At 63.0% G+C, this 21,566-nt stretch carries 24 protein-coding genes and 3 pseudogenes; 10 read left to right on the top strand and 17 right to left on the bottom strand.

The annotated features are described in order from the left end of the window. Window positions 1-37: 37 nt before the first annotated feature. The 4 genes from PHW99_RS10590 to PHW99_RS10575 all read right to left on the bottom strand — a co-directional run bounded on the left by PHW99_RS10590 (window position 38) and on the right by PHW99_RS10575 (window position 4,176). Window positions 38-1,108, bottom strand: a complete 1,071-nt coding sequence (locus tag PHW99_RS10590; protein WP_300176797.1) for an ABC transporter ATP-binding protein — start codon at window positions 1,106-1,108, stop codon at window positions 38-40. A gap of 4 nt (window positions 1,109-1,112) precedes the next feature. Further along, window positions 1,113-1,967: a carbohydrate ABC transporter permease gene (locus tag PHW99_RS10585; RefSeq protein WP_300176795.1), complete on the bottom strand. Its 855-nt coding sequence runs from the start codon at window positions 1,965-1,967 to the stop codon at window positions 1,113-1,115. 3 nt (window positions 1,968-1,970) lie between these two features. Next, window positions 1,971-2,849 carry a sugar ABC transporter permease gene (locus tag PHW99_RS10580; RefSeq protein ID WP_300176792.1) on the bottom strand — a complete coding sequence of 293 codons (879 nt, stop codon included), beginning with the start codon at window positions 2,847-2,849 and terminating at the stop codon, window positions 1,971-1,973. Window positions 2,850-2,925: 76 nt separating this feature from the next. Next, entirely contained in the window at window positions 2,926-4,176 is a 1,251-nt protein-coding gene (locus PHW99_RS10575) for an ABC transporter substrate-binding protein (RefSeq protein WP_300176789.1), read from the bottom strand. A 184-nt stretch (window positions 4,177-4,360) separates the two neighbouring features. Here PHW99_RS10575 and PHW99_RS10570 point away from each other — a divergent pair, with 184 nt between their 5' ends. Then, a complete protein-coding gene (locus PHW99_RS10570; RefSeq protein WP_300176786.1) occupies window positions 4,361-4,801 on the top strand; it encodes a GNAT family N-acetyltransferase in 441 nt (146 codons plus the stop codon). A gap of 18 nt (window positions 4,802-4,819) precedes the next feature. Here the strand turns inward: PHW99_RS10570 and PHW99_RS10565 are convergent, their stop codons facing one another. The 5 genes from PHW99_RS10565 to PHW99_RS10545 form a co-directional block, all read right to left on the bottom strand. Then, the gene (locus tag PHW99_RS10565; RefSeq protein WP_300176783.1) at window positions 4,820-5,821 is read right to left on the bottom strand and encodes an ROK family protein; all 1,002 of its coding nucleotides are present in this window, start codon (window positions 5,819-5,821) and stop codon (window positions 4,820-4,822) included. Between the two features lie 31 nt (window positions 5,822-5,852). Beyond that, window positions 5,853-6,218, bottom strand: coding sequence for a phosphomannose isomerase type II C-terminal cupin domain (locus PHW99_RS10560; RefSeq protein WP_300176780.1), 366 nt, complete (start codon window positions 6,216-6,218; stop codon window positions 5,853-5,855). 68 nt (window positions 6,219-6,286) lie between these two features. Then, a complete protein-coding gene (gene trxC, locus PHW99_RS10555) occupies window positions 6,287-6,730 on the bottom strand; it encodes a thioredoxin TrxC (RefSeq protein WP_300176776.1) in 444 nt (147 codons plus the stop codon). Between the two features lie 63 nt (window positions 6,731-6,793). After that, window positions 6,794-6,988, bottom strand: coding sequence for a DUF2905 domain-containing protein (locus tag PHW99_RS10550; protein WP_300176773.1), 195 nt, complete (start codon window positions 6,986-6,988; stop codon window positions 6,794-6,796). A 15-nt stretch (window positions 6,989-7,003) separates the two neighbouring features. Further along, window positions 7,004-8,146, bottom strand: a complete 1,143-nt coding sequence (locus PHW99_RS10545; RefSeq protein WP_300176771.1) for an SAM-dependent methyltransferase — start codon at window positions 8,144-8,146, stop codon at window positions 7,004-7,006. Between the two features lie 20 nt (window positions 8,147-8,166). Between PHW99_RS10545 and PHW99_RS10540 the strand changes: the two are divergent. The 7 genes and pseudogenes from PHW99_RS10540 to PHW99_RS10510 all read left to right on the top strand — a co-directional run. After that, window positions 8,167-9,087, top strand: a pseudogene (locus tag PHW99_RS10540) (FAD-dependent oxidoreductase); the annotation flags it as partial. A gap of 120 nt (window positions 9,088-9,207) precedes the next feature. Further along, on the top strand, window positions 9,208-9,603 hold the full coding sequence (locus PHW99_RS10535) for a dihydroneopterin aldolase (protein WP_300176802.1): 396 nt from the start codon (window positions 9,208-9,210) through the stop codon (window positions 9,601-9,603). Between the two features lie 77 nt (window positions 9,604-9,680). Beyond that, window positions 9,681-10,637, top strand: coding sequence for a tRNA 2-thiocytidine(32) synthetase TtcA (gene ttcA / locus PHW99_RS10530; protein ID WP_300176768.1), 957 nt, complete (start codon window positions 9,681-9,683; stop codon window positions 10,635-10,637). Window positions 10,638-10,661: 24 nt separating this feature from the next. Next, the gene (locus PHW99_RS10525; protein WP_300176765.1) at window positions 10,662-11,249 is read left to right on the top strand and encodes a DUF4136 domain-containing protein; all 588 of its coding nucleotides are present in this window, start codon (window positions 10,662-10,664) and stop codon (window positions 11,247-11,249) included. 16 nt (window positions 11,250-11,265) lie between these two features. Continuing rightward, window positions 11,266-11,904: a histidine phosphatase family protein gene (locus PHW99_RS10520; RefSeq protein WP_300176762.1), complete on the top strand. Its 639-nt coding sequence runs from the start codon at window positions 11,266-11,268 to the stop codon at window positions 11,902-11,904. A gap of 25 nt (window positions 11,905-11,929) precedes the next feature. After that, window positions 11,930-12,109 (top strand): annotated as a pseudogene (locus tag PHW99_RS10515) (GFA family protein); the annotation flags it as partial. Next, the gene (locus tag PHW99_RS10510; RefSeq protein ID WP_300176760.1) at window positions 12,106-12,633 is read left to right on the top strand and encodes a GFA family protein; all 528 of its coding nucleotides are present in this window, start codon (window positions 12,106-12,108) and stop codon (window positions 12,631-12,633) included. The pseudogene PHW99_RS10515 and the gene PHW99_RS10510, both read left to right, overlap by 4 nt. 140 nt (window positions 12,634-12,773) lie before the next feature. Here PHW99_RS10510 and ruvB read toward each other — a convergent pair whose 3' ends face one another. After that, window positions 12,774-13,841, bottom strand: coding sequence for a Holliday junction branch migration DNA helicase RuvB (gene ruvB, locus PHW99_RS10505; RefSeq protein ID WP_300176757.1), 1,068 nt, complete (start codon window positions 13,839-13,841; stop codon window positions 12,774-12,776). A 123-nt stretch (window positions 13,842-13,964) separates the two neighbouring features. Here ruvB and PHW99_RS10500 point away from each other — a divergent pair, with 123 nt between their 5' ends. Beyond that, window positions 13,965-15,260 carry a carbonic anhydrase gene (locus PHW99_RS10500; protein WP_300176754.1) on the top strand — a complete coding sequence of 432 codons (1,296 nt, stop codon included), beginning with the start codon at window positions 13,965-13,967 and terminating at the stop codon, window positions 15,258-15,260. A gap of 9 nt (window positions 15,261-15,269) precedes the next feature. Here PHW99_RS10500 and PHW99_RS10495 read toward each other — a convergent pair whose 3' ends face one another. From PHW99_RS10495 to ruvA, 7 genes are all read right to left on the bottom strand, one after another. Beyond that, a complete protein-coding gene (locus PHW99_RS10495; protein ID WP_300176751.1) occupies window positions 15,270-16,142 on the bottom strand; it encodes an alpha/beta hydrolase in 873 nt (290 codons plus the stop codon). 42 nt (window positions 16,143-16,184) lie between these two features. Continuing rightward, window positions 16,185-16,895, bottom strand: coding sequence for an ABC transporter ATP-binding protein (locus tag PHW99_RS10490; protein ID WP_300176748.1), 711 nt, complete (start codon window positions 16,893-16,895; stop codon window positions 16,185-16,187). Beyond that, a complete protein-coding gene (locus PHW99_RS10485) occupies window positions 16,892-17,656 on the bottom strand; it encodes an ABC transporter ATP-binding protein (protein ID WP_300176745.1) in 765 nt (254 codons plus the stop codon). The genes PHW99_RS10490 and PHW99_RS10485 overlap by 4 nt, the downstream gene beginning before the upstream one ends. Next, on the bottom strand, window positions 17,653-18,609 hold the full coding sequence (locus PHW99_RS10480) for a branched-chain amino acid ABC transporter permease (RefSeq protein WP_300176743.1): 957 nt from the start codon (window positions 18,607-18,609) through the stop codon (window positions 17,653-17,655). Before PHW99_RS10480 ends, PHW99_RS10485 begins: the two co-directional genes overlap by 4 nt. Before the next feature lie 19 nt (window positions 18,610-18,628). Continuing rightward, window positions 18,629-19,549, bottom strand: coding sequence for a branched-chain amino acid ABC transporter permease (locus PHW99_RS10475; RefSeq protein WP_300176740.1), 921 nt, complete (start codon window positions 19,547-19,549; stop codon window positions 18,629-18,631). 21 nt (window positions 19,550-19,570) lie between these two features. Next, window positions 19,571-20,761, bottom strand: coding sequence for an ABC transporter substrate-binding protein (locus tag PHW99_RS10470; protein WP_300176737.1), 1,191 nt, complete (start codon window positions 20,759-20,761; stop codon window positions 19,571-19,573). Window positions 20,762-20,851: 90 nt separating this feature from the next. Beyond that, complete coding sequence (gene ruvA / locus PHW99_RS10465; protein ID WP_300176734.1) at window positions 20,852-21,424, bottom strand: Holliday junction branch migration protein RuvA; 573 nt, start codon at window positions 21,422-21,424, stop codon at window positions 20,852-20,854. Here ruvA and PHW99_RS10460 point away from each other — a divergent pair. Next, window positions 21,359-21,566 (top strand): annotated as a pseudogene (locus PHW99_RS10460) (hypothetical protein); the annotation flags it as partial. The gene ruvA and the pseudogene PHW99_RS10460 overlap by 66 nt on opposite strands.

Genomic DNA, 21,566 nt, shown 5'->3' with positions numbered 1-21,566 from the left:
CACCCGACTCAGGCACGGTCCCAAGAGGGTGACTCGACTACTCCAGCCGCAAACCGCTGTGCACGTCAAACCAGTTGTTGTGCCGGCCACTGACCGAGAGACCGACGTGTTCCCCCATCACCACCGACGTGCTCGGTGGGGTGCGTACCGTGATCAGGCCAGCGGCGGTTTTCACCACCACATAGGTATCGGCTCCGGTCGGCTCCACCAGAATCACCTCACCGCGCCAGGCGGCGTCCGGGTCCAGGTGAATGTGCTCGGGACGTTGGCCCAGCGTGACCGCACCAGTGGCCGGGCACGGCAGCTGCAATGCGCCGCCTTCAAAGGAAAATACGGCCTCATCCCGCGTTCCGCTTGCCTGGCCAGCTATGAAATTCATAGTAGGCGAACCAATGAACCCGGCCACATAACTGTTTGCCGGGCGGCGATAGATGTCGTCCGGCGTGCCGATTTGCTGCAGGATGCCGTCTTTCATGACCGCAATGCGGCTGCCCAGGGTCATGGCCTCGATCTGGTCATGCGTCACGTACACGGTGGTGATGCCCGACAACAGGTGCAAACGCTTGATCTCGGCGCGCATCTCCACCCGCAACTTGGCGTCCAGATTGGAGAGCGGCTCGTCAAACAAAAACAGCTGCGGGTCACGCGCCAGGGCCCGCCCCATGGCCACACGCTGACGCTGCCCGCCCGAAAGCTGCGCCGGACGGCGGTCCAGCAGGTGTTCGATCTGCAGCATGGCGGCCACTTCCTTGATGCGTTTTTGGCGCACCTCCAGCGGCACCTTGCGCATTTCCAGCGCAAAGCCGATGTTGTCGGCCACGCTCATGGTGGGGTACAGCGCGTAACTCTGGAACACCATGGCAATGTCGCGCTGGGCCGGTGCGACACCGATGACGTTTTTGCCAGCGATCCTGAGTTCACCCTCGGTGGGGTCCTCCAGACCGGCAATGATGTTGAGCAGGGTGGACTTGCCGCAACCCGAGGGACCAACGAGGATCAGAAACTCGCCCGGGGCCACCTCAACGTCGATTTTCTTGAGGACCTCCACGGCCCGGTCGCCCTTGCCATAGACCTTGCGGATGCCCGCGATGTGAAGTGAAGCTGCCATGTGTTTATCCTTTGACCGCACCGGCAGTCAGACCTTTGACGAAATACTGACCCGCCAGCACATACACCAGCATGGTGGGTAGTCCGGCGATGATGGCCGCAGCCATGTCCACGTTGTAATTCTTGACGCTGCTGGTGGTGTTGGCCATGTTGTTCAAGCCCACCGTGATCGGCTTGCTGTCGGCACCGCTGAAGGCCACACCAAACAGGAAGTCGTTCCAGATGTTGGTGAACTGCCAGATCAGCGTGACCATCAAAATAGGCGTGGACATCGGCACCACGATGCGCACAAAAATACGCCAAAACCCGGCCCCATCCATGCGCGCAGCGTTGACCAGCTCACGCGGGATGGCGGTGTAGTAATTCCGAAAAAACAGCGTGGTGCCAGCCATGCCGGCCAGGCAGTGCACCAGCACCAGCCCGGCAATCGAGCTGGACAGGCCCAGAAACCCCAACACCTGGCTCATCGGCAGCAGCACCACCTGGAATGGCATGAACACGCCAAACAACAGGAAACCAAACAACACATCGCTGCCGCGGAACTTCCACATCGACAGCACATAACCGTTGACCGCGCCCCAAGCCGTGGAGATCAGTACCGCCGGCACCGCCATGGCCACCGAATTCCAGAAATACGGTTGCAACCCACGGCAGTCCACGCCGGTACAGGCGCTCGACCAGGCCAGCCGCCAGGACTCAAAATTCAGTGCCTGCGGCAGGCTCAGCAGGTTGCCGGCACGCAACTCGTCCGCCGCCTTGAACGAGGTAACCAACATCACATACAGCGGCGCCAGGAAGAAGAAAGCCGCAACCAGCAGCACACCATACACCACCACCCGACCCAGTTGTTTTGCGTTCATGGCTTACCTTTCGTGCGGTTTGGAGCGCAGCTCGCTGTACAGGTAGGGCACCACAATCGCCGCCACCGTGGCCAGCATCATGGTGGCACTGGCCGCCCCCAGACCAATCTGGCCGCGGGTGAAACTCATGGTGAACATGAAGGTGGCCGGCACATCCGAGGCAAAACCGGGGCCACCGGCAGTGAGTGCCATCACCAGGTCGAACGCCTTGATCGAAAGATGAGACAACACCAGAATGGTGGAGAACACCACCGGGCGCAGAATCGGCAGGATGATGCGCCAATAAATGCGTGGCAGCGAGGCGCCATCGATCTGCGCCGCCTTGATGATGCTGTCGTCAATGCCCCGCAGGCCGGCCAGAAACAAGGCCATGGCAAAGCCGGCGGACTGCCAGATGCCCGCAATCACCACGCAGTAGATGGCTGTGTCGCTCTGCACCAGCCAGTCAAAACTGAAGCGGCTCCAGCCCAGGTCGTGCATCAGCTTTTCCAGCCCCAGGCTGGGATTCAAAATCCACTTCCAGGCGGTACCCGTCACGATGAACGACAAGGCCATGGGATACAGATAAATGGTACGCAGCACCCCTTCGGCGCGTACTTTCTGGTCCAGGAAAATCGCCAGCACCATGCCCAGCAACATGGAGCCGCCAACGTACAACACGCTGAAAATGCCCAGATTCCTGAGCGCCACATACCAGCGGTCCATGTCCCACAGGTTGGCGTATTGCGCCAACCCGACAAACTCATCGTAGTTGGGCAACATGCGCGAGTTGGTCATGGACAACACGCCATTCCAGATCATCAGCCCGTAGATGAAGGCAAAACCAAGCACAAAACCCGGCGCCAGCACCAATTTGGGCAACACGTTTTCAAATGATTTCATGGCGTCTCCAGCCACACCTGAGACAACAAAAAGCCCCACCCGCATCCGCGGATGGGGAAACACGCTCGCGCCGCGTTTACTTGGTGGCAGCCGCCTTGGCGATGTTTTTCACACCATCAGCCACCGAGATCTTGTCGTCATTCCAGAACTGGCTGACGGCGTCCTTGATGGCGCCCTCTGCCGCGGGTTTGACCGCCATGCCGTGGGCAATGGAGGGCAGCAGGCCGCCGCTCTTGGAGGTCGCCACGAAGTCCTTGGTCGAGAGTTTGGCGCAATCGTCAAACTTGGCCATGCTCATGTTCAGGCGTACTGGAATCGAACCTTTGTTCAGGTTGAAGACCTCCTGGAACTCCGGCCCCATGATCGCAGCAGCCAGGTCGGCCTGGGCTTTCTGCGCCGCCGCGTCCTTGAGCTTGAACATGGCAAATGAGTCCACATTGAAGGTATAGGCGTTGGCCGTGCCAGGCGCCGCAGCACAGATGTAGTCCTTGCCCGGCACCTTGCCAGCCGCAGTGAACTCACCCTTGGCCCAGTCACCCATGAACTGGAACGCGGCTTTTTCCTGGATCACCATCGCAGTAGCCAGATTCCAGTCCCGTCCGGGCGCTGCCGCATCGGTATAACCCTTGATCTTGCGGAAGGTTTCCAGCGACTTGGTCATGGTCGGGCTGGTCAGGGCCTTTTGGTCCAGCTTGACCAGGGCGTCCTGGTAGAACTTGGCGCCACCGACCCCCAGCACCACCGATTCAAAGGTGGTGAAGTCCTGCCAGTTCTGGCCACCATGGGCCACCGGGATCAGGCCGGCCTTTTTGACTTTTTCGGCCGCAGCAAAAAACTCGTCCCAGGTCTTGGGGGCGCCAGCCACACCTGCTTTTTTCAACACAGCGGCATTGGCCCACATCCAGTTGACACGGTGCACATTCACCGGCGCCGCCACATAATTGCCCTTGTACTTCATCACATCAGCCACCACGGCGGGCAGCAGACTGTCCCACTTCTCGGCCTTGGCGGTGGCATCCAGATTGGCCAGCACACCTTCCGAAGCCCATTCCTGAATGCCAGGCCCCTTGATCTGGGCCGCAGCGGGCGGATTGCCGGCCACCACACGGCTCTTGAGCACGGTCATGGCGTTGTCACCGCCACCACCAGCCACCGCAAAGTCCTTCCAGGTGTGCCCCTTGCCTTGCATGATCTTCTTCAACTCACCCACCGACTTGGCTTCACCGCCCGACGTCCACCAGTGCAGCACCTCCACCTCACCAGCCACGGCGGCAGAGCCGGCCATCACCAGGGCCACAGCGGTGGCCAGCTTGGAAATTTTCAACATGTGATCTCCTGTTTGTCTGCGCCGTTAGCCCCGATGAGCCAAGCGGTGCGGGTTGATTCGGGCAGACACCATGTCGCTCGAATTAATTAATTGTTAATTAATTCACACCACACCGCAAGTGGGTATTTACCCTAGGCCGCCCGCAAGCCAGCAGCCTGACTGGCCGCTCACTACACTCCCAGTCATGAGCATCACATTTCATGATTACGCCCACGTGCCGTTTCCGGTCTGGCGCGAGATGTGGCTGGACTATGTGGGGGCCACCGCATCCAGCCTGTCGGAAGAAGTGCATCAACATACCTATGCGCGGATCAGGCAGGCACAAGGGGCGTTACACGGCCTGGTGGCCTGCACGGACCGCCCCGTCGGATTTGCCCATTACTACTTTCATCCATCCAGTTATTGCCTGGCTGATGCCTGCACCCTGGAAGACTTGTATGTTTCACCACAGGCAAGAGGCCAGGGGATCGGCCGCGCGCTGATCGAAGCCGTCGCAGCACATGCCAGGGCGGCCAACGCACCAGCGCTGCACTGGAAAACCCGCTCGACCAACACCACTGCCCAAGCCCTGTACAACCGTCTCGCGGTACGGACGGAATTTTTGTCCTATCGGAAAGCGCTGTAAGCGCTGGTCGGCAACCCTTCAGGCCACCAACGCCAATGCACCAAAGTCACCAACCCGCTCACCCAGGCCGGCGCTGACGATCTCGCAGCCGTCGGTCAAGGGTGCCAGCTTGCCGCGCACCGCAGCGCGCAGGCGCGGCAGCAGGTAGTCCCGGTGGTGCCAGTAAACGCTGCCACCCACGCTGATGCGCTGCAAGTCCAGCGTGGCGATCAGGCTGTAAAGCATCCGCCCCATCACCCGGCATACCTCATCAATAATGGCCTCAGCCCGTGTATCTCCTGCATAAGCCGCTTCAAAAAGCATAGCAGCACTCGGATAACCTGCAGCTGCAAAACGCCGCGCCAGCGCATTGCCTGCAACCAGCCCCTCCACATCACCCACATTTCCGCAGCCACACAAGGCATCCAGGTTGTCGCTGACAAAAATGTGGCCAGCGTGGCCGGCATTGCCATTTTTGCCGCGTAACACGCGGCCATCGACACACAAGCCGGTGCCAATGCCGGTGCTCCAGGTCACATAAGCGCAGTGGGCCAGGGGCGCTCCCCCCTGCTGCAGGGCGCCCCAGCGCCGCTCCGCCTCCAGCGCACCAATGCCATCGTTTTCCACCCGCACCTGGGCGAAGGCGGCGCGCAGTGGCGCTTCAAGCAAGGCGGTTTGCCAATCGTTGGGCAGGCCCCGCGCTTTGCCAGCCAGACCGCCGCAAATATTGGGTGCGGCCAGTTCGACCAGCCCGTCACGCAGCACAAACGGACCACAGGAAGACACCCCGACCCGCGTCAAAGACGCTTGTGCCACACCTGCTGCGGCACAACTTTGCCCGATCAGCCGGATGATCTGCTGCGCCAGCGCATCTGGCGCACCGCTGGTTGCGGTAGGTTCGGCCACCTTGCCACGGATGCCCAGGTCATCCACGATGTTGACCGCCACCTTGGTGCCACCAATGTCCACACAGGCCACCGGGGCGCTGCCGGCGGGCAAGGTGAAAGCGTCAATGCGGGGTTGGGTCTGGTCTGAATGCATGGTGTGTTCTACCGAAATGTCAGGACGGGCGTCAGTGCCGACCGTAATCATCGCTCAAACGCACGATGTCATCCTCGCCCAGGTACGGCCCAAACTGCACTTCCACAATTTCCAGCGGCTCGGTGGTCCAGTTGGCCAGCCGATGGACCTGCCCCACGGCAATGTCGCAATGCTGCCCCACCGCCAGATCAAACACTCGCTCATCCAGCGTCACCTGCGCCACGCCACGCACCACCACCCAGTGTTCGGCACGCTGGTGATGTTTTTGCAGGCTAAGCTGCCGGCCAGGCGCCACGCCGATGCGCTTGATCTTGAAGCCACTTTCTTCAGCAACAGTGTCGAACCAGCCCCAGGGGCGCTCGGTTCGTGCCGTGTTGGGCAGGCGCGTTGGCGTCATGTCAACTCCATCCATGTTGCTAAAGGCCCTGATGCTAAACGTTGAAGCCGCGCCCGGTTACGGCGTGATTACGCCCGCTGCAGCTGCAGCTGGACCCAGCGCACAATGTCGGCCGCGCCCATCGCCCCAGCCTGGCGTGCCAGCTCGCGGCCGTTGAGGAACAACGCCAGTGTCGGAATGCTGCGGATGTTGAAACGCGCCCCCAGCGCCTGATGCGCCTCGGTATCCACCTTGGCCAGCCGCACCTGCGGTTCCAGCTGGGCCGCGGCCTGTTCAAAACCTGGCGCCATCTGGCGGCACGGCCCACACCAGGGCGCCCAGAAGTCCACCAGCACCGGTATCTGGTTGCGGCTGATGTGACGGTCAAAACTGGTGTCATCCAGCGCCGTCGAGTGCGCCACAAACAGCGGCTGGTGGCAGCCCCCACAATCCGGCGCGCGCGCCAGATCGGCCAGGTGGACCCGGTTGGTGGTGTGGCAATGCGGGCAAACAATGTGCAGTGAATCCGTCATGGCAATCCCTTTCTGCAGACTAGATAGCGGCACTTGGGGCTTTATCAAGCACCCGTGACAACATCAAAGCACCCGGGAAATCCCCGCCGCCACCAAACTCAGCACAATGGTCGTGGTCAGCGGGATGAATATCTCGCGGCCAAAAATCCTGAAACGCAGATCACCGGGCAGGCGGCCAAAACCCAGCTTCTGTAGCCAGGGCGTGAGACCATTGACCACGATCAGCACCAGAAAAACAACCAACAACCAGCGAATCATGATGGTCGGCCCGACTCAAAGGGTGTGGGTCTTGTCGCCATGGGCAAACCCGAGCGCCAGCCACGGCTCCCCTTTGTAAAAACCGATCACCTTGAAAAATTCACCCATTTCGTGCTCCATGATCAGTTTTTGCGCCATCACCCGGGTTGGCAGGTCAGCCACTTCCATCTGGCCCAGCAGGCCACAGTTCATCAGGAACCGGGCCTGATTGCAATACCCCAGCACCCCCAGACCGGCGTCATTGCCAGCCAGGGCCACGCCCGTGAAATTGACATGTGCGGTGATGTCCTTCAACCCCACGTCCGCCAGCGGGTCGCCATCGGTCTGGTGCGCCTTGTGGCACATCACCGTGCCCATGTGGCGCTGCGGGTGATAGTACTCGGCCTCCGGGAAACCGTAGTCGAGCAAAAACACCGCCCCGCGCACCAGCTTGTCCCCCAGCGTGCGCACAAACGACTCACCCTGCGGATGGATTTCGGTCAGGTAATCATGGTCACCGGCAATCGCCAGCGGCGGGCGCAAGTCGGTCGGTCGGTCCTGCCAGACAAACCCCGGCGTGCCATCGGCTGCCACTGCGCCCACGGCCACACCCCGCTCATGCCAGACCCGCTGGACCCGTGCCAGCAACTTGACCGGCATGGCATCCAGCACCTCGTTACCCAGCACCACGCCCTGCAGACTGTCGGGCAAGGCGTCCACCCAGCGCACCTGGTCGGCAAACGCCGCCAGCGTGGCCTGCTGGCGCGCACGCAGACTGCCCGAAATGTCCACAATGGTGTAGCGCGTCAACACCACACCCTGCGCCTTCAGGGCCTGCAGCACCTGCAAAGCCAGCGCGCCCGAGCCGGCGCCAAACTCCCAGACCTCCTGCGTGCCGGTCACCTGGAGCGCCTGGGCCACCTGCTGCGCCACGGTCCAGCCAAACAGCGGCGTCAACTCCGGCGCGGTGACAAAATCGCTGCCCGCCACACGGACACCATCCTGCTCGGTGTAAGGCAAGGCACCGAACTTGGCACTGCCATGGGCGTAATAACCCAGGCCGGGGGCATACAGGGCGTGCGCCATGTAGGTGTCAAAGCCGATCCAGCCGCCTGCCTGCTCAATCTCCCGGGCAATATGCTGCGCCAGCGCGCTCGTTAAACTTGCTTGGTTTGTCATAACCCCCGGATTGTCCCCGAATGTCCATCGGCCCCACTGCCTCCCCGCCCGCCAGCGGGGGTTCCCCCAACCAGGTCATCATTGTCGGGGCCGGGCCGGCTGGCTGCAGCTGTGCCTCGTGGCTGGCGCAAAAAGGTATTCCCTGCACCCTCATTGAGGCCGAGGCCCAACCCTTGCCGCTGCTGTACAAACTCGATTTGAAACAGTCCTGGGTTCTGGGCTGCCATGACCGCTCCACCGCCGACCTTGCCCAGCTCTACCGGCAACATCTGGCCACCATGACCGGCATCGACTGGCGGTTGGGCCAGACGATCACCCGTTTTGAAACGCTTGATCTGCAGGCCAAGCAGGTGCGGCTGACCGACAACACCCTGGTACGTGGTGCCGCCCTGGTGCTGGCCACCGGCTTGCGCCCACGCCGGCCTGCACCGTATTTCCGGGACACCACGGGCCCACAGCCGCTGGACGCCATCGCCCTGACCCGTCTGCGCCACCACATCCGGCAACAGCGGGTGCTGTTGCTCGGCGGTGGCGACAACGCCGTGGAAAACGCGCTGTTTCTGGACGATCTGGGCAACCGCGTCACCCTCTGGGCGCGCCATGGCTTGCGTGCCCAGGCCCAGTTGCAGCAACAGCTGGCCATGCGGCCACACATAGACGTCCGTACCGGCACGGCGCTGCCCGAGCGGCTCGACCACAGCGACAGCGGCCAGTGGATCAGCCTCAGCCCGTCCGGGAACACCGAAACCTTTGACCAGCTGGCCGTCCTGTTTGGCTTTGAGCCGGAAGACACCCTCTGGGCCCGCCTGATGCAGTCCGACGCCTGGGCGGCCCTGAGCCAACCGGCGCTGGCGCTCACGGACCATGCCCAACTGGCCTCCCTCGGCATCTTTTTGGCGGGTGACCTCAGCCAGCGCCTGCATCCCTGCATCCAGACCGCCCTGGCCGATGGCGTGACCGCGTCCTTGCAGGTCACCGATTGGTTGCAACAAACGCTGGCTGCCCACCCCGTACCCCGGCGGGCAGCCCCCCCGGCCACCGAGCCATTCACCCAGACCACCATGACCACGCAACCCATCCCACCCCTGCCCACCCTGGGCCAGCAAACACTCACCCTCAATGGCCTGCGGTTTGACGCCAGCCTGGGCATTCTGGAAACCGAAAAAGAAGCACCGCAGCCGATCCAGGTGGACGCCGAACTGAGCCTGGGCGCGCAAAGCCTGCTGCCAGCCGATGACGGCATCATCCACGTGCTGGACTACCGCAAGGTGCGCAAGATCATCATCGACGAATGCACCGCCGAACATGTCAACCTGCTCGAAACACTGATCGGCAAACTCTGCCACCGCCTGATGCAGCTGCCCGGCGTGAAAGGCGTGCGGGTGAAGATTGCCAAGCTGGAAATTTTTGACGATTGTGAAGTGGCCATCCGCATGGAAACCGGGCAGTGGCATTGAGCTGGCCGGACAAAACCCACAAAATCACTAAAATCGGGTCGCTTGCGGCCTTGCCCCCCCAAAGATCTGAAACTGCCATGAACGCCGCCTGGACCGACGCCCCCACCGAAACCCCCACTGACCAAGCCGCGGCGGATACCCCTGCCGCCAGCAAAAAGCCCAAGATCGAGCGCGAAATCCACAAGCTCGAAAAACGCCTGTGCCGCCAGGTCGGCCAGGCCATCATCGACTTCAACATGATTGAGGAAGGTGACCGCGTGATGGTCTGCGTGAGCGGTGGCAAGGACAGCTTTGGCCTGCTCGACATCTTGCTCAAACTGCAAAAACGCGCCCCGATCCACTTTGACATCGTCGCCGTCAACCTGGATCAAAAGCAGCCCGGCTTTCCGGCGCACATCCTGCCCGAGTACCTGAGCAAGCTGGGCATTGAATACCACATCGAAACCCAGGACACCTACAGCATCGTCAAAAAAGTGGTGCCCGAAGGCAAGACCATGTGCAGCCTGTGCAGCCGCCTGCGCCGCGGCATCCTGTACCGCGTGGCTGACGAGTTGAAGATCACCAAGATCGCACTCGGCCACCACCGCGACGACATGCTGCAAACCTTCTTTTTGAACATGTTCTTTGGCGGCAAGCTCAAGGGCATGCCACCCAAGCTGGTCAGCGACGACGGCGGCCACATCGTGATCCGCCCGCTGGCCAACGTGGCAGAAAAAGACCTGATCCGCTGGGCTGCGCACCGTGAGTTTCCGATCATCCCCTGCAGCCTGTGCGGCAGCCAGGAAAACCTGCAACGCCAGGAAATCAAGCGCATGATGCATGAGTGGGAACGCCAATACCCGGGCCGCACCGAAACCATGTTCACCGCGCTGCAAAACGTGGTGCCCTCACACCTGATGGATGCCCGGCGCTACGATTTCAAGGGCCTCAAACTCACCGGCATACCCGACGCCGATGGCGACAAGGTGTTTGACCCGGAAGAATTGCCCGCACCCACGCTGCCTGGCCTGCAACGGCTGATGCTCGAAAGTTAAGTGCCAAATAGCACGCCAGCCCGGATGAACAAAGCACTATCAGCTATTATTGTTATAGCAATATTTTGGCTTACCGGTTGCGCCAGCACCCGGCTGGTGGACAACCAGGTCAACAGCTTTGCGCCGCACACGGTGCCCGTCGGCAGCCACTACCGCTTTGAACGGCTGCCATCGCAACAGGCTGACGCTGCCGGGCAACAGCGGCTGGAAGAACTGGCCGAGCAGGCCTTGGCCCAGGTGGGGCTGGTGCGCGATGACCACAACGCCACCTACAGCGTCCAGATTTCGGCCAGCCAGCGTGTTCAAAACCCGGCGCAGGAGCGCCCCCTGCTGGGCTGGCATCTGGGCTGGCGGATCGGCCATGGCAGCGTGGCCCTGGGCCATGCGCCGCTGTTCCCCGGCCTGGACAACCAAACCAGCTACTGGCGTGAAGTGGCCCTGATCATGCGTGAGCGCCACACCCAGGTCGTGGTGTATGAAACCCGCGCCAGCCATGAAGGCCCCTGGTCAGACAGCGAGGCGGTGTTGCCCGCCATGCTGCAAGCCGCGCTGCAAGGCTTTCCCACCCCGCCGGCGGGGCCGCGCAACGTCAACATCGAAATCCCGCGCTAAACACCCTCGTCGCCCCATGCAAGCCACCCGAATTGTTGCCGTGCGCCACGGCGAAACCGCCTGGAACGTCGACACCCGCCTGCAAGGCCATCTGGACATTCCGCTCAACCCCACTGGCGTCTGGCAAGCCGGCCGCGTGGCCCAGGCCCTGGCCGACGAACCGATTGACGCCATCTACGCCAGCGACCTGCTGCGTGCCTGGCAAACCGCCAACGCCATCGCCCACGCTTGCCAGTGCCCGCTGACAGCCAACCAGGGCCTGCGTGAACGCGGGTTTGGCCAGTTTGAAGGCAAAACCTACGCCGACATCGAAGCCACCTGGCCGGACGAGTCACGCCAATGGCGCAAACGTGACCCGCATTGGCAGCCACCGGGCGGCGAATCCTTGCACACCATGCGCGAACGCATTCGCTCCACCACCATTGAACTGGCACAACGCCATCTGGGAAGCCAGATTGTGCTGGTCGCCCACGGCGGTGTGATGGACATCCTGTACCGCCTGGCCACCGGGCAGGAGCTGCAGGCGCCACGCACCTGGGAGCTGAAAAATGCCGCCATCAACCGGCTGTTGTGGACCCCCGACGGCTTCACCCTGGTCGGCTGGGCCGATACCCAGCATCTGGACCAGGGCAGCCTGGACGAGATCAGTGCCTGAGGTGCGCTCCGGGCAGGGGCGGGCCGGCGCAGCGATGGCTTGCAACTGCTCGATGTGCTCACGCAAAGGCTCGCTCCTGTGGTTCGTGGCCCGCGAGAAGCTGCACTTGCTGACCCCCGAAGATGCGGCCAGCAACCTTCGTTGCCTTGAAGGTGTCGATCTTGCGTGCCTCCCTGTCCAACCTTTTGATGGTCGTGCCATATGAAACCAGTCGACCCCACCCCGTTCAAGGCCGAAGGCGGCTGCGACTGCAAGGCGGTCCGCTACCGCATGGAGTCTGCCCCGCTGGTGGTCCACTGCTGCCACTGCCGCTGGTGCCAACGCGAGAGTGGCTCGGCCTTCGCTCTGAATGCCATGATCGAGTCCGATCGCGTCATCAGCTTGGGGGTCGAGCCCGAATTGATCGATACACCATCCGAAAGCGGCAGAGGTCAGAAGATCGCCCGATGCCCCAGCTGCAAGGTGGCGGTCTGGAGTCACTACGCGGGGACCGGCCCAGTGACCCGGTTCGTGCGTGTCGGAACGCTGGACAACCCGGATGCCTTGCCGCCTGATGTCCACATCTTCACCGCCTCCAAGCAGCCGTGGGTTCAGTTGCCTGCCAACGCGCGCGTCTATGCCGAGTACTACGAACGCGAAGAGGTGTGGTCTGCAGAAAGTCTGCAAAGACGATTGGCACTGCTGCCGCTGATCGAGGCCTACCAGGCTTCGCAGCGTAGCCAGGCATAAGCCCTCATGCGGATCCAACGTCGCGCCAGGTTCACATGGCGGTTCGCCATGGCGCTCAACGAATGCTACATAAAAAGTAGCTTAAACACCAAATATCACGCGGGCTAGAGCCCTATTTCTTCTACAAAACAGGCCAGACCTCAAGCCCCGAACAAATCCACCCCGCCCTGCGGATGGGCCGGGGGGGTCACGCCCAGATGACGGTACGCCGCCAAGGTGGCGATGCGGCCACGCGGCGTACGTTGCAGGTAACCCTGCTGGATCAGGTAAGGTTCGATCACGTCTTCGATGGTTTCGCGCTCTTCACCAATGCTGGCGGCAATGTTGTCCAGCCCGACCGGGCCGCCGTCAAAGCGGTGGATCACCGCTTCGAGCAGCTTGCGGTCCATCAGATCAAAACCTTGCGGATCCACATCGAGCATGGCCAGTGCCCGGTTGGCGATGTCCAGCGTGATCTCACCCACGCCTTTCACGTCGGCGTAATCACGCACCCGACGCAGCAAGCGGTTGGCAATACGCGGTGTGCCGCGGGAGCGGCGGGCAATTTCAAAACCACCTTGGTCGTCAGCGGGCACGTTGAGCAGGCCGGCGCTGCGTTTGACAATGCGCGCCAGCTCCTCGGGGCTGTAGAACTCCAGCCGCGCCACGATGCCAAAACGATCCCGCAGCGGGTTGGTCAGCATGCCAGCGCGGGTGGTGGCCCCCACCAGGGTGAAGGGTTGCAGGTCGAGCTTGATGGAGCGCGCCGCCGGGCCTTCGCCGATCATGATGTCGATCTTGTAGTCTTCCAGCGCCGGGTACAGGATTTCCTCCACCACCGGGCTCAGGCGGTGGATTTCGTCGATGAACAGCACATCGTTCTTTTCCAGATTGGTCAGCAGGGCCGCCAGGTCCTTGGGCTTTTCCAGCACCGGGCCGCTGGTCTGGCGCAGGTTGACGCCCAGCTCGGCGGCAATGATGTGGCTCAGCGTGGTTTTGCCCAGGCCCGGTGGGCCAAACAGCAGCACGTGGTCCAGCGCCTCATCACGCATCCTGGCCGCGCTGATGAAAATCTCCAGCTGCTCACGCGCCTTGGCCTGGCCCACGTAGTCGTCCAGCAACTTGGGGCGCAGCGCCCGCTCGATGGCCTCCTCGCCTGGGGAGGCGGGCACGTTGGACACCACACGTTTCAGTGGGGCGGCAGCAAAATCGTCGGTTTGAATACTCACGGCAGGCTCGATTACAGGTTCAGGCGGACACTATAGCGCCCGGCGGCCCGCGCTCAAGCCCGCGCCACCTTGTTCCGATAAGATAAGACGGAACTTGAACCGGACCAGCGTCCGGGAACACACATGAGCACACCACACAGCCCGTCTTTTGACCCACCCCGCCAGCCGTCTGGCACGCTGCCCCACCCGGCCTGGCCGCACCATGTGCTGCTGACCAGCCTGGTGCTGGTGCTGGGGGCCGGCGGCTGGTCGCTGGCGCGTGCCGCCGACCCGGCTGCCGCAGACCACGCCACCAAACCTGCCACCCAGAAAGCCGCCCCAGCCAAGGCTGAAGCCGCCTCTGCCGCCGCGTCCAGCGAGCTGGCGATTGACCTCAAGAAAGCCTTGCGCGACAAGTTGATCGACAAAAAGAAGCTGACCCTGATCGTGACGGACCTCCCGGCCCGTCCCTCCGGTACCAGCAAAACCAAGGCGGCAGAAGCCGCGCCAGCGCCAACCAGCAAACCCAAAGCCGACACCCACGCCGCCCCGGCCGTGGCCCACCCCAGCGCCGTTGCCGCCCGTCCGGCACCCGCACCGGCCCGGGCGGTGCCGCCAACAGCCCACCCGGCGGCGGCAACCCCGCATGCCCCCACGGTCAATACCCACGCCAGCCGGGATGAGATCAAGGCCAAGGCGGCCGCTCTGGCGGGCCACCCAACAGCCACCCCGGCCCACGGCGCCACGGCGCACGATGAAGTGCACTGGAGTTATTCAGGCGAAACCGGGCCGCAGGCCTGGGGCCAGCTCAAACCCGAGTTCAACATCTGCGCCATCGGCAAACGCCAGTCGCCGATCAATATCGAAGAGTCCAACACCCTGCAGGGGCCGGCCGAGCCACTGGCCTTCAATTACCAGTCGAGCGCCGGGCTGGTGGTCAACAACGGCCACACCATCCAGGTCGATCTGCAGGGCAACAACACCCTGACGGTGCGTGGCTCCACCTACAGCCTGGTGCAGTTTCACTTTCACACCCCGTCGGAAGAGCAGGTGAACAACCGCAACTTCGCCATGGTGGCGCATCTGGTGCACAAGAATCCCGAAGGCCAGCTGGCCGTGGTGGCGGTGCTGCTGGAGCCCGGCACGGCCAACCCGCTGCTGGAAAAGGTCTGGACCTATATGCCGCTGGACGTGAACGACCAGGTGCGCATGCCCGGTGGCCTGCTGGACATGAATGAGTTGCTGCCCAAGGACCAGCGTTATTACCAGTTCATCGGGTCATTGACCACACCGCCCTGCACCGAAGGGGTGTTGTGGATGGTGCTCAAGCAGCCGACCCAGATCAGCAAGGAGCAGCTCAAGCTGTTCCAGCAGCTCTACCCGAACAACGCCCGCCCGGTCCAGCCCGCCAACAGCCGCCCGGTGCGCAACGCGCAGTAACGCCCCGGCTCAGACCGGGCGGCTGCCGAGCCGTCCGGCCAGCCATTGGCTCAAGGCACTGTCCGGGTGTTCAAAGCCGTGGATACCAATGTAGTGATCGGCCCCGGGCAAGGCACTCAGCTCACCGGCGTTGCCCGCAGCCAGCCAGGCCTGGTGGTACAGGTGAGCCTGCCGGGCAAATTCCGGCGTTTCCTCGCTGCCCCAGTTCACCCATACCGGCGTGGCGCAGCGGCGCACGGCAAACGCAGGAGAGTTGCGCCGGATGATGCCGTCATCGAGCTGGATCAGCGGCTGCAGGTAGCTGTAGCGCAGCGGTGCAATGTCATAAATGCCGCTGACCAGCACGGCCGCGGCCAGTGGGTCCTGCGGCAGGCCATAGTCCTCGGCCCAGGCGGTTTGCAGGCACATGGCCGTCAGATGAGCACCGGCTGAATGGCCGCCCAGCGCGATGCGGGCCGGGTCACCGCCATAACCGGCGATGTTGTGGTGGGTCCAGGCCACGGCGGCACGCACCTGGCGGGTGATCTCGTCCAGACTCACCCGCGGGCACAGGGCGTAATTGACCACCACGGTGGTGATGCCCAGCGGCTGCAACCCCAGTGCCACACCACTGAACTCTTTGGATGACAACGCACGCCAGTAGCCGCCGTGCAGAAACACGAACACCGGCGCGTTGGGCACCGCCGCCGGGAAGATGTCCAGGGTTTCAATCAAGGTCGGGCCGTAGGGCACGTCGAGCACACAGCGCAGTTGCTGCCGTGCCAGCGCCGAGCGCGCGACGTAATGCCGCCCCGGAGCGGCGGCATCAGGTAGCTTGATCGCCGGGTCATACTGCGCATCAATCTGCGCCTGGGTCTGAAAGTCGCGGTACAGCGGGGTCATGGTGTTGCTTCTCCAGAAAAAGAAAACCGGAAGGTTGCGGCCTCAGACGCCGATGTAACGCTGCCACAACGCCGGGTCAGCCGCCAGCTGGGCCGAGTCACCCTGCCAGACCACCTGGCCACGCTCGATCAAGGTGTGGTGATTGGCCAGCCGCAGCAGGCGCTGCACATATTTGTCGATCACCAGAATGGTCTGCCCCTGGGCTCGCAGCTGGTCCAGGCATTGCCAGATCTCTTCACGCACCAGCGGCGCCAGGCCTTCGGTGGCCTCGTCCAGGATCAGCAAATGGGGGTTGGTCAGCAGGGCCCGGCCAATCGCCAGCATTTGCTGCTCCCCGCCCGAGAGCTGGTTGCCCATGTGACGCAGGCGCTCGGCCAGACGCGGGAACAGCGCCAGCACCGCGTCCAGTGTCCACGGCTGCGGTGACCCGTTGCGCCGGGCGGCAAAGGCCAGCAGGTTTTCTTTGACCGTCAGGTTCGGAAAAATCTGCCGACCTTCGGGCACCAGCGCCAGCCCCATGCGGGCAATGCGGTCCGGCGCCAGTGCCTCGATACGTTCACCGCAAAAGCGGACGGTACCGGCCTGCGCCGGGGTCAGCCCCAGGATGGAACGCACCGTGGTGGTCTTGCCCATGCCGTTGCGCCCGAGCAGGGTGGCCACCTCACCGCTTTCAATGGCAAAACTCAGGCCAAACAGCACCTGGCTGCTGCCATAGGCCGTCTGCAGCCCGTCCACTTCCAGCAGCGCACTCATGCCGGCACCTCGTCGTCTTCACCCAGATAGGCCGAGCGCACTTGCGGGTGGGCCCGAATGTCGTCGGGGGTGCCGCAGGCGATCACCTGGCCGTAGACCAGCGTCGAAATCCGGTCAGCCAGGCGGAACACCGCAGGCATGTCATGCTCCACCAGCAGCATCGTGGTTTCGCCGCGCAGGCTGTGCAGCAGCGCCACCATGCGCTCAGACTCGTCCGGCCCCATGCCGGCCATGGGTTCGTCCAGCAACAGCAGTTTGGGCCGGGTGGCCAACGCCAGGCCGACCTCCAGCTGGCGCTGCTCACCGTGTGACAAATTGCCCGCCAGCCGATGCAGCCGGGCCGACAGGCCAACCCGCGCCGCCACCTCGGCAGCCAACTCATAACGCTCGGTCTGACGACGCGCTGGCCGCCAGCAGTTCAAGCTCTGGCCGGCATGGGCCTGCACTGCCAGCGCCAGGTTGTCCAGCACCGACAGGCGGTTGAAAATGCTGGTGATCTGGTAGGAGCGGGCCAGCCCATGGCCGACCCGCTCGGCCATGGGCATGCGGGTGATGTCCATGCCATCAAAATGGATGTGCCCGGCATCGGGTGTCAACGCCCCGGAGATGAGGTGGACCAGCGTGGTCTTGCCCGCGCCATTGGGGCCGATCAGGGCATGAATTTCACCGGCCAGCACCGACAGATGGGCATGGTCGGTGGCCACCAGACCGCCAAAACGCTTGACCAGTCCATCCACATGCAGGAGTGTGCTGTGGGTCATGAACCGGCCTTTCGGCGCCACAGGCTCAGCAGGCCGTTGGGCGCCAGCAAAACCACCAGCAGCAACACCGCACCAAGCCCGAGCTGCCAGTGGATGGTGACGGTGTTGAGCAGCTCTTCAAGCACCAGAAACACCACGGCACCGACCAAGCCGCCATAAAGATAACCCACACCGCCCAGGATCACCATGATCATCAGCATGCCGGACTCGCTCCACTGCATCATCGACGGGCTGACAAAACCACCCTGGTTGGCCAGCAGCGCCCCCGCCAGCCCGGCCAGGGCACCAGCCAGCGTGAACGCCATGAGTTTGATGCGGTAGACACCAAAACCGATCGCCACCATGCGTTGTTCATTCTCACGAATGGCCTGCAGCGCATGTCCAAAGGATGAATTCAGCAGGCGCTGCAGCCCCAGAAACACCAGCAGCCCCAGTCCCAGCACCACGTAGTAGAAGGTGCGGTCCTGGCTCAGATCCAGCCCCCAGCCCAGCTGTGAGCGGCCCGGCAATGTCAGGCCGTCGTCCCCGCCGTAGACCTTGAGCGAGATCATCAGGTAATACAACATCTGGGCAAACGCCAGCGTGATCATGATGAAGTACACCCCCCGGGTACGCAAGCTGATGGCGCCAATCAGCAAAGCCAACAATCCTGCACTCAGCAGCGCCAGCGGCCAGCCCAGCCAGGCCGAACTGACGCCATGCTGCATCAGGATGCCCACCGTGTAGGCCCCGACACCGACAAAGGCCGCATGGCCAAAACTGACCATGCCGCCAAAGCCCAGAATCAGGTTCAGGCTGCTGGCGGCCAGCGCAAAGATCAGGATCCGGCTGGCCACCCCGATGTAAAACTCCTGGCCCCAGGCTTGCGCCAGCAGCGGCAGCCCGATCAGGCCCGCCAGCAGCACCAGGCCCGGCAGCAGATGCCCGGGGTGATCAAACAGACCGGTGGGCACGGAAAGGTGAGAGGTCGGCTCAGCCATGGGCCGGGAACAAGCCTTGGGGCTTCCAGAACAACACGGCGGCCATCAGCACGTAGATCAGGATCGACGACAGCGCCGGGCCGGCATTGGCGGCGGCCTCCGGCCCCATGAGCCGGTCAAACAGCAGCGGGATCAGCGTGCGCCCGGCGGTGTCCACCACCCCCACCAGCATGGCGCCGAGCAAGGCGCCACGAATCGAACCAATGCCGCCAATCACGATCACCACAAACGCCAGAATCAGGATGCTCTCACCCATGCCGACCTGCACCGCCAGCAGCGGCCCCAGCAGGCCGCCGGCCACGGCGCACAGCGCTGCGCCCAGGGCAAACACGGCCGTGAACAGACGCCGCACATCCACCCCCATGGCCAGCGCCATCTCGCGGTTGGAGGCGCCGGCGCGCACCTGCATGCCGTAGCGGGTGCGGGTGACCAGCAGGTACAGCAGCAGCGCCACGGCCAGCCCGACAGCAATGATGAACAGGCGGTAAGCCGGATAACTGAAACCCGGCAGCAGTTCCACCGGGCCAGCCAGGGCGGCAGGCGGATTGAGCGCCAGTGGCTGCGCGCCCCAGATCATGCGCACGGCCTCGTTGCTCATCAGCAAAATGGCAAAGGTGCCCAGCACCTGTGACAGGTGGTCACGGCCGTACAGCCGGCGCAACACCGACAGCTCCAGCACGGCACCCAGCGCCGCCGTGGCCACGACGCCGCCGCCAAGTCCGAGCCAGAACGAGCCGCTGGCCGCGGTGATGCTGGCGATCAGGTAGGCCCCCACCATGTAGATCGAGCCGTGCGCCAGGTTGATCATGTCCATGATGCCGAACACCAGCGTCAGCCCGGCGGCCAGCAAAAACAGCATCAAGCCAAATTGCAGGCCGTTGAGCGACTGCTCCAGAACCAATATGCCCGTCATGCGCTGCGTTCACCCCGGGGTTCAGGGCATCTTGCATTCACCAACATAGGCGTCGGCATGGTTCTTGAACACCGTGCCCAGCGTGCGGTTGGTGATGCGGCCCTGAGCGTCCTTGGTGATCACCCGAAGGTAATAGTCCTGGATCGGGTGCTGATTGGTGTTGAACTTGAAGGCCCCGCGCACCGAGTCAAATTTGGCGGCCTTGAGGGCCTTGCGCACTGCGTCCTTGTCCTCGATCTTGCCTTTGACGTCCCGCACAGCGGCGTCCATCAGACGTGCAGCATCGTAGCCCTGCGACGCATACAGGGTCGGCAGGCGACCGTATTCCTTCTGGAAGTCCGCAACAAACCGCTTGTTGGCGGCGTTGTCCATGTCATGCGCCCATTGGGAGGTGTTGAACATGCCCAGCATCGGTTCGCCCACGGCGCGGATCACGTCCTCGTCAGCGGAAAAACCCGGGCCAAACAGGGTCATGTCCTTGGACAGGCCGGCACCCACAAACTGCTTGATGAAGTTCACCCCCAGGCCACCGGGCAGGAAGATGTAGACCGCGTCAGCGCCGGAGGCGCGCATCTTGGAGAGCTCCGCGCCGTAGTCGAGCTGGCTCAGCGGGGTGTAGGCTTCAGAGACGATCTGGCCCTTGAAATAACGTTTGAAACCCGCCAGGGCATCCTTGCCGGCCGGGTAATTGGGCGCCAGCAAAGCGGCTTTCTTGAACCCCTTGTCCTGCACCGTCTTGCCCACGGCCTCGTGCAGGTTGTCGTTTTGCCAGGCCACATTGAAGAAATACGGGTTGCACTCGGCACCAGCGTATTGGGAGGGGCCGGCGTTTGCGCTGATGTAAAAGGTCTTGCTGTCAAAAATCGGCTTGCCCACGGCCAGCATCACGTTGGAAAACACCACGCCGGTCATGAAGTCGACCTTGTCGCGCTTGACCAGGCGGTCAGCGGTTTGTTTGGCGGCATCGGGCTTGGCCTGGTCGTCGGCCACGATCACTTCGACCGGCAGACCGCCGAACTTGCCGCCCGAGTGTTTGAGCGCCAGGTTGAACCCATCACGAATGTCCACCCCGAGACCGGCGCCCGGCCCGGACAGGGTGCTGAGCATGCCCACCTTGATCTTGTCGGCCGCCTGGGCCGAACCAGCCAGCAAAGAGAGGGTGGCAGCCGCAGTCAGGGTCAGACTCAGGGCCTTGGAGCAAGATGCTTTCATCGGGGAATTTCCTTATCGGGGTTGGAGAAGATGGACACCAGTCGTGGATTATCCTATTGCCCGGCCCGGCCAAAGCCGGGCGCAACCGGGTTATCTGGCCAGGGCCTTGAGCGCCAGCTTGATGCCCTCGCTCACCCCGACGTCCTTGGGCAGCGCTTTCAGGGCGGCTGCAGCCTCCTTGTCGCTATAACCCAGCGCCAGCAAGGCTTGCAGGATGTCGGACTGGGCGTCACTGGCCACCGTGGCCACCACGCCGATGTCGGGCCCAAGTTTGCCCTTGAGCTCCAGCAGCAGGCGTTCGGCGGTCTTCTTGCCGATGCCTGGCACCTTGATCAGGCGGCCGGCCTCCTGCAAGGTGACGGCCTGCGCCAGTTCCTGGACGCCCATGCCCGAGAGCACCGACAAGGCCGTGCGTGGCCCGACACCCGAGATCTTGATCAACTCGCGAAACGCCTCGCGCTCGGCCGCCGTGGCAAAACCGTAGAGCAGTTGTGCGTCTTCCCGCACCACAAAATGGGTCAGCAGGCTGACCCTGGCGCCGGTCTCGGGCAGGCTGTAGAAGGTGCTCATCGGCACCAGGACTTCATAGCCAACACCGTGGCAGTCCACAATCACCTGTGGCGGGTTTTTGCTGTCGAGCGTGCCAGTCAACTTGCCGATCATTTTTTGCCTATCATGGGGGGACTATTTCAGGGGCGCACGCGCGTCCCGCTTTCAGGAATTATCAACGTGATCATCCGGCACCTGTTTTCTCCCCCGAACAACACCCGCCTGGCCCACCTGTGCGGCCCGATGGACGCCCACC

Source organism: Rhodoferax sp., assembly GCF_028689305.1.
In the GTDB taxonomy this organism is placed as follows: Bacteria; Pseudomonadota; Gammaproteobacteria; order Burkholderiales; family Burkholderiaceae_C; genus Rhodoferax.
The sequence above is the reverse complement of the archived record's forward strand: the minus strand, read 5'-3'. Positions and strand labels throughout refer to the sequence as shown.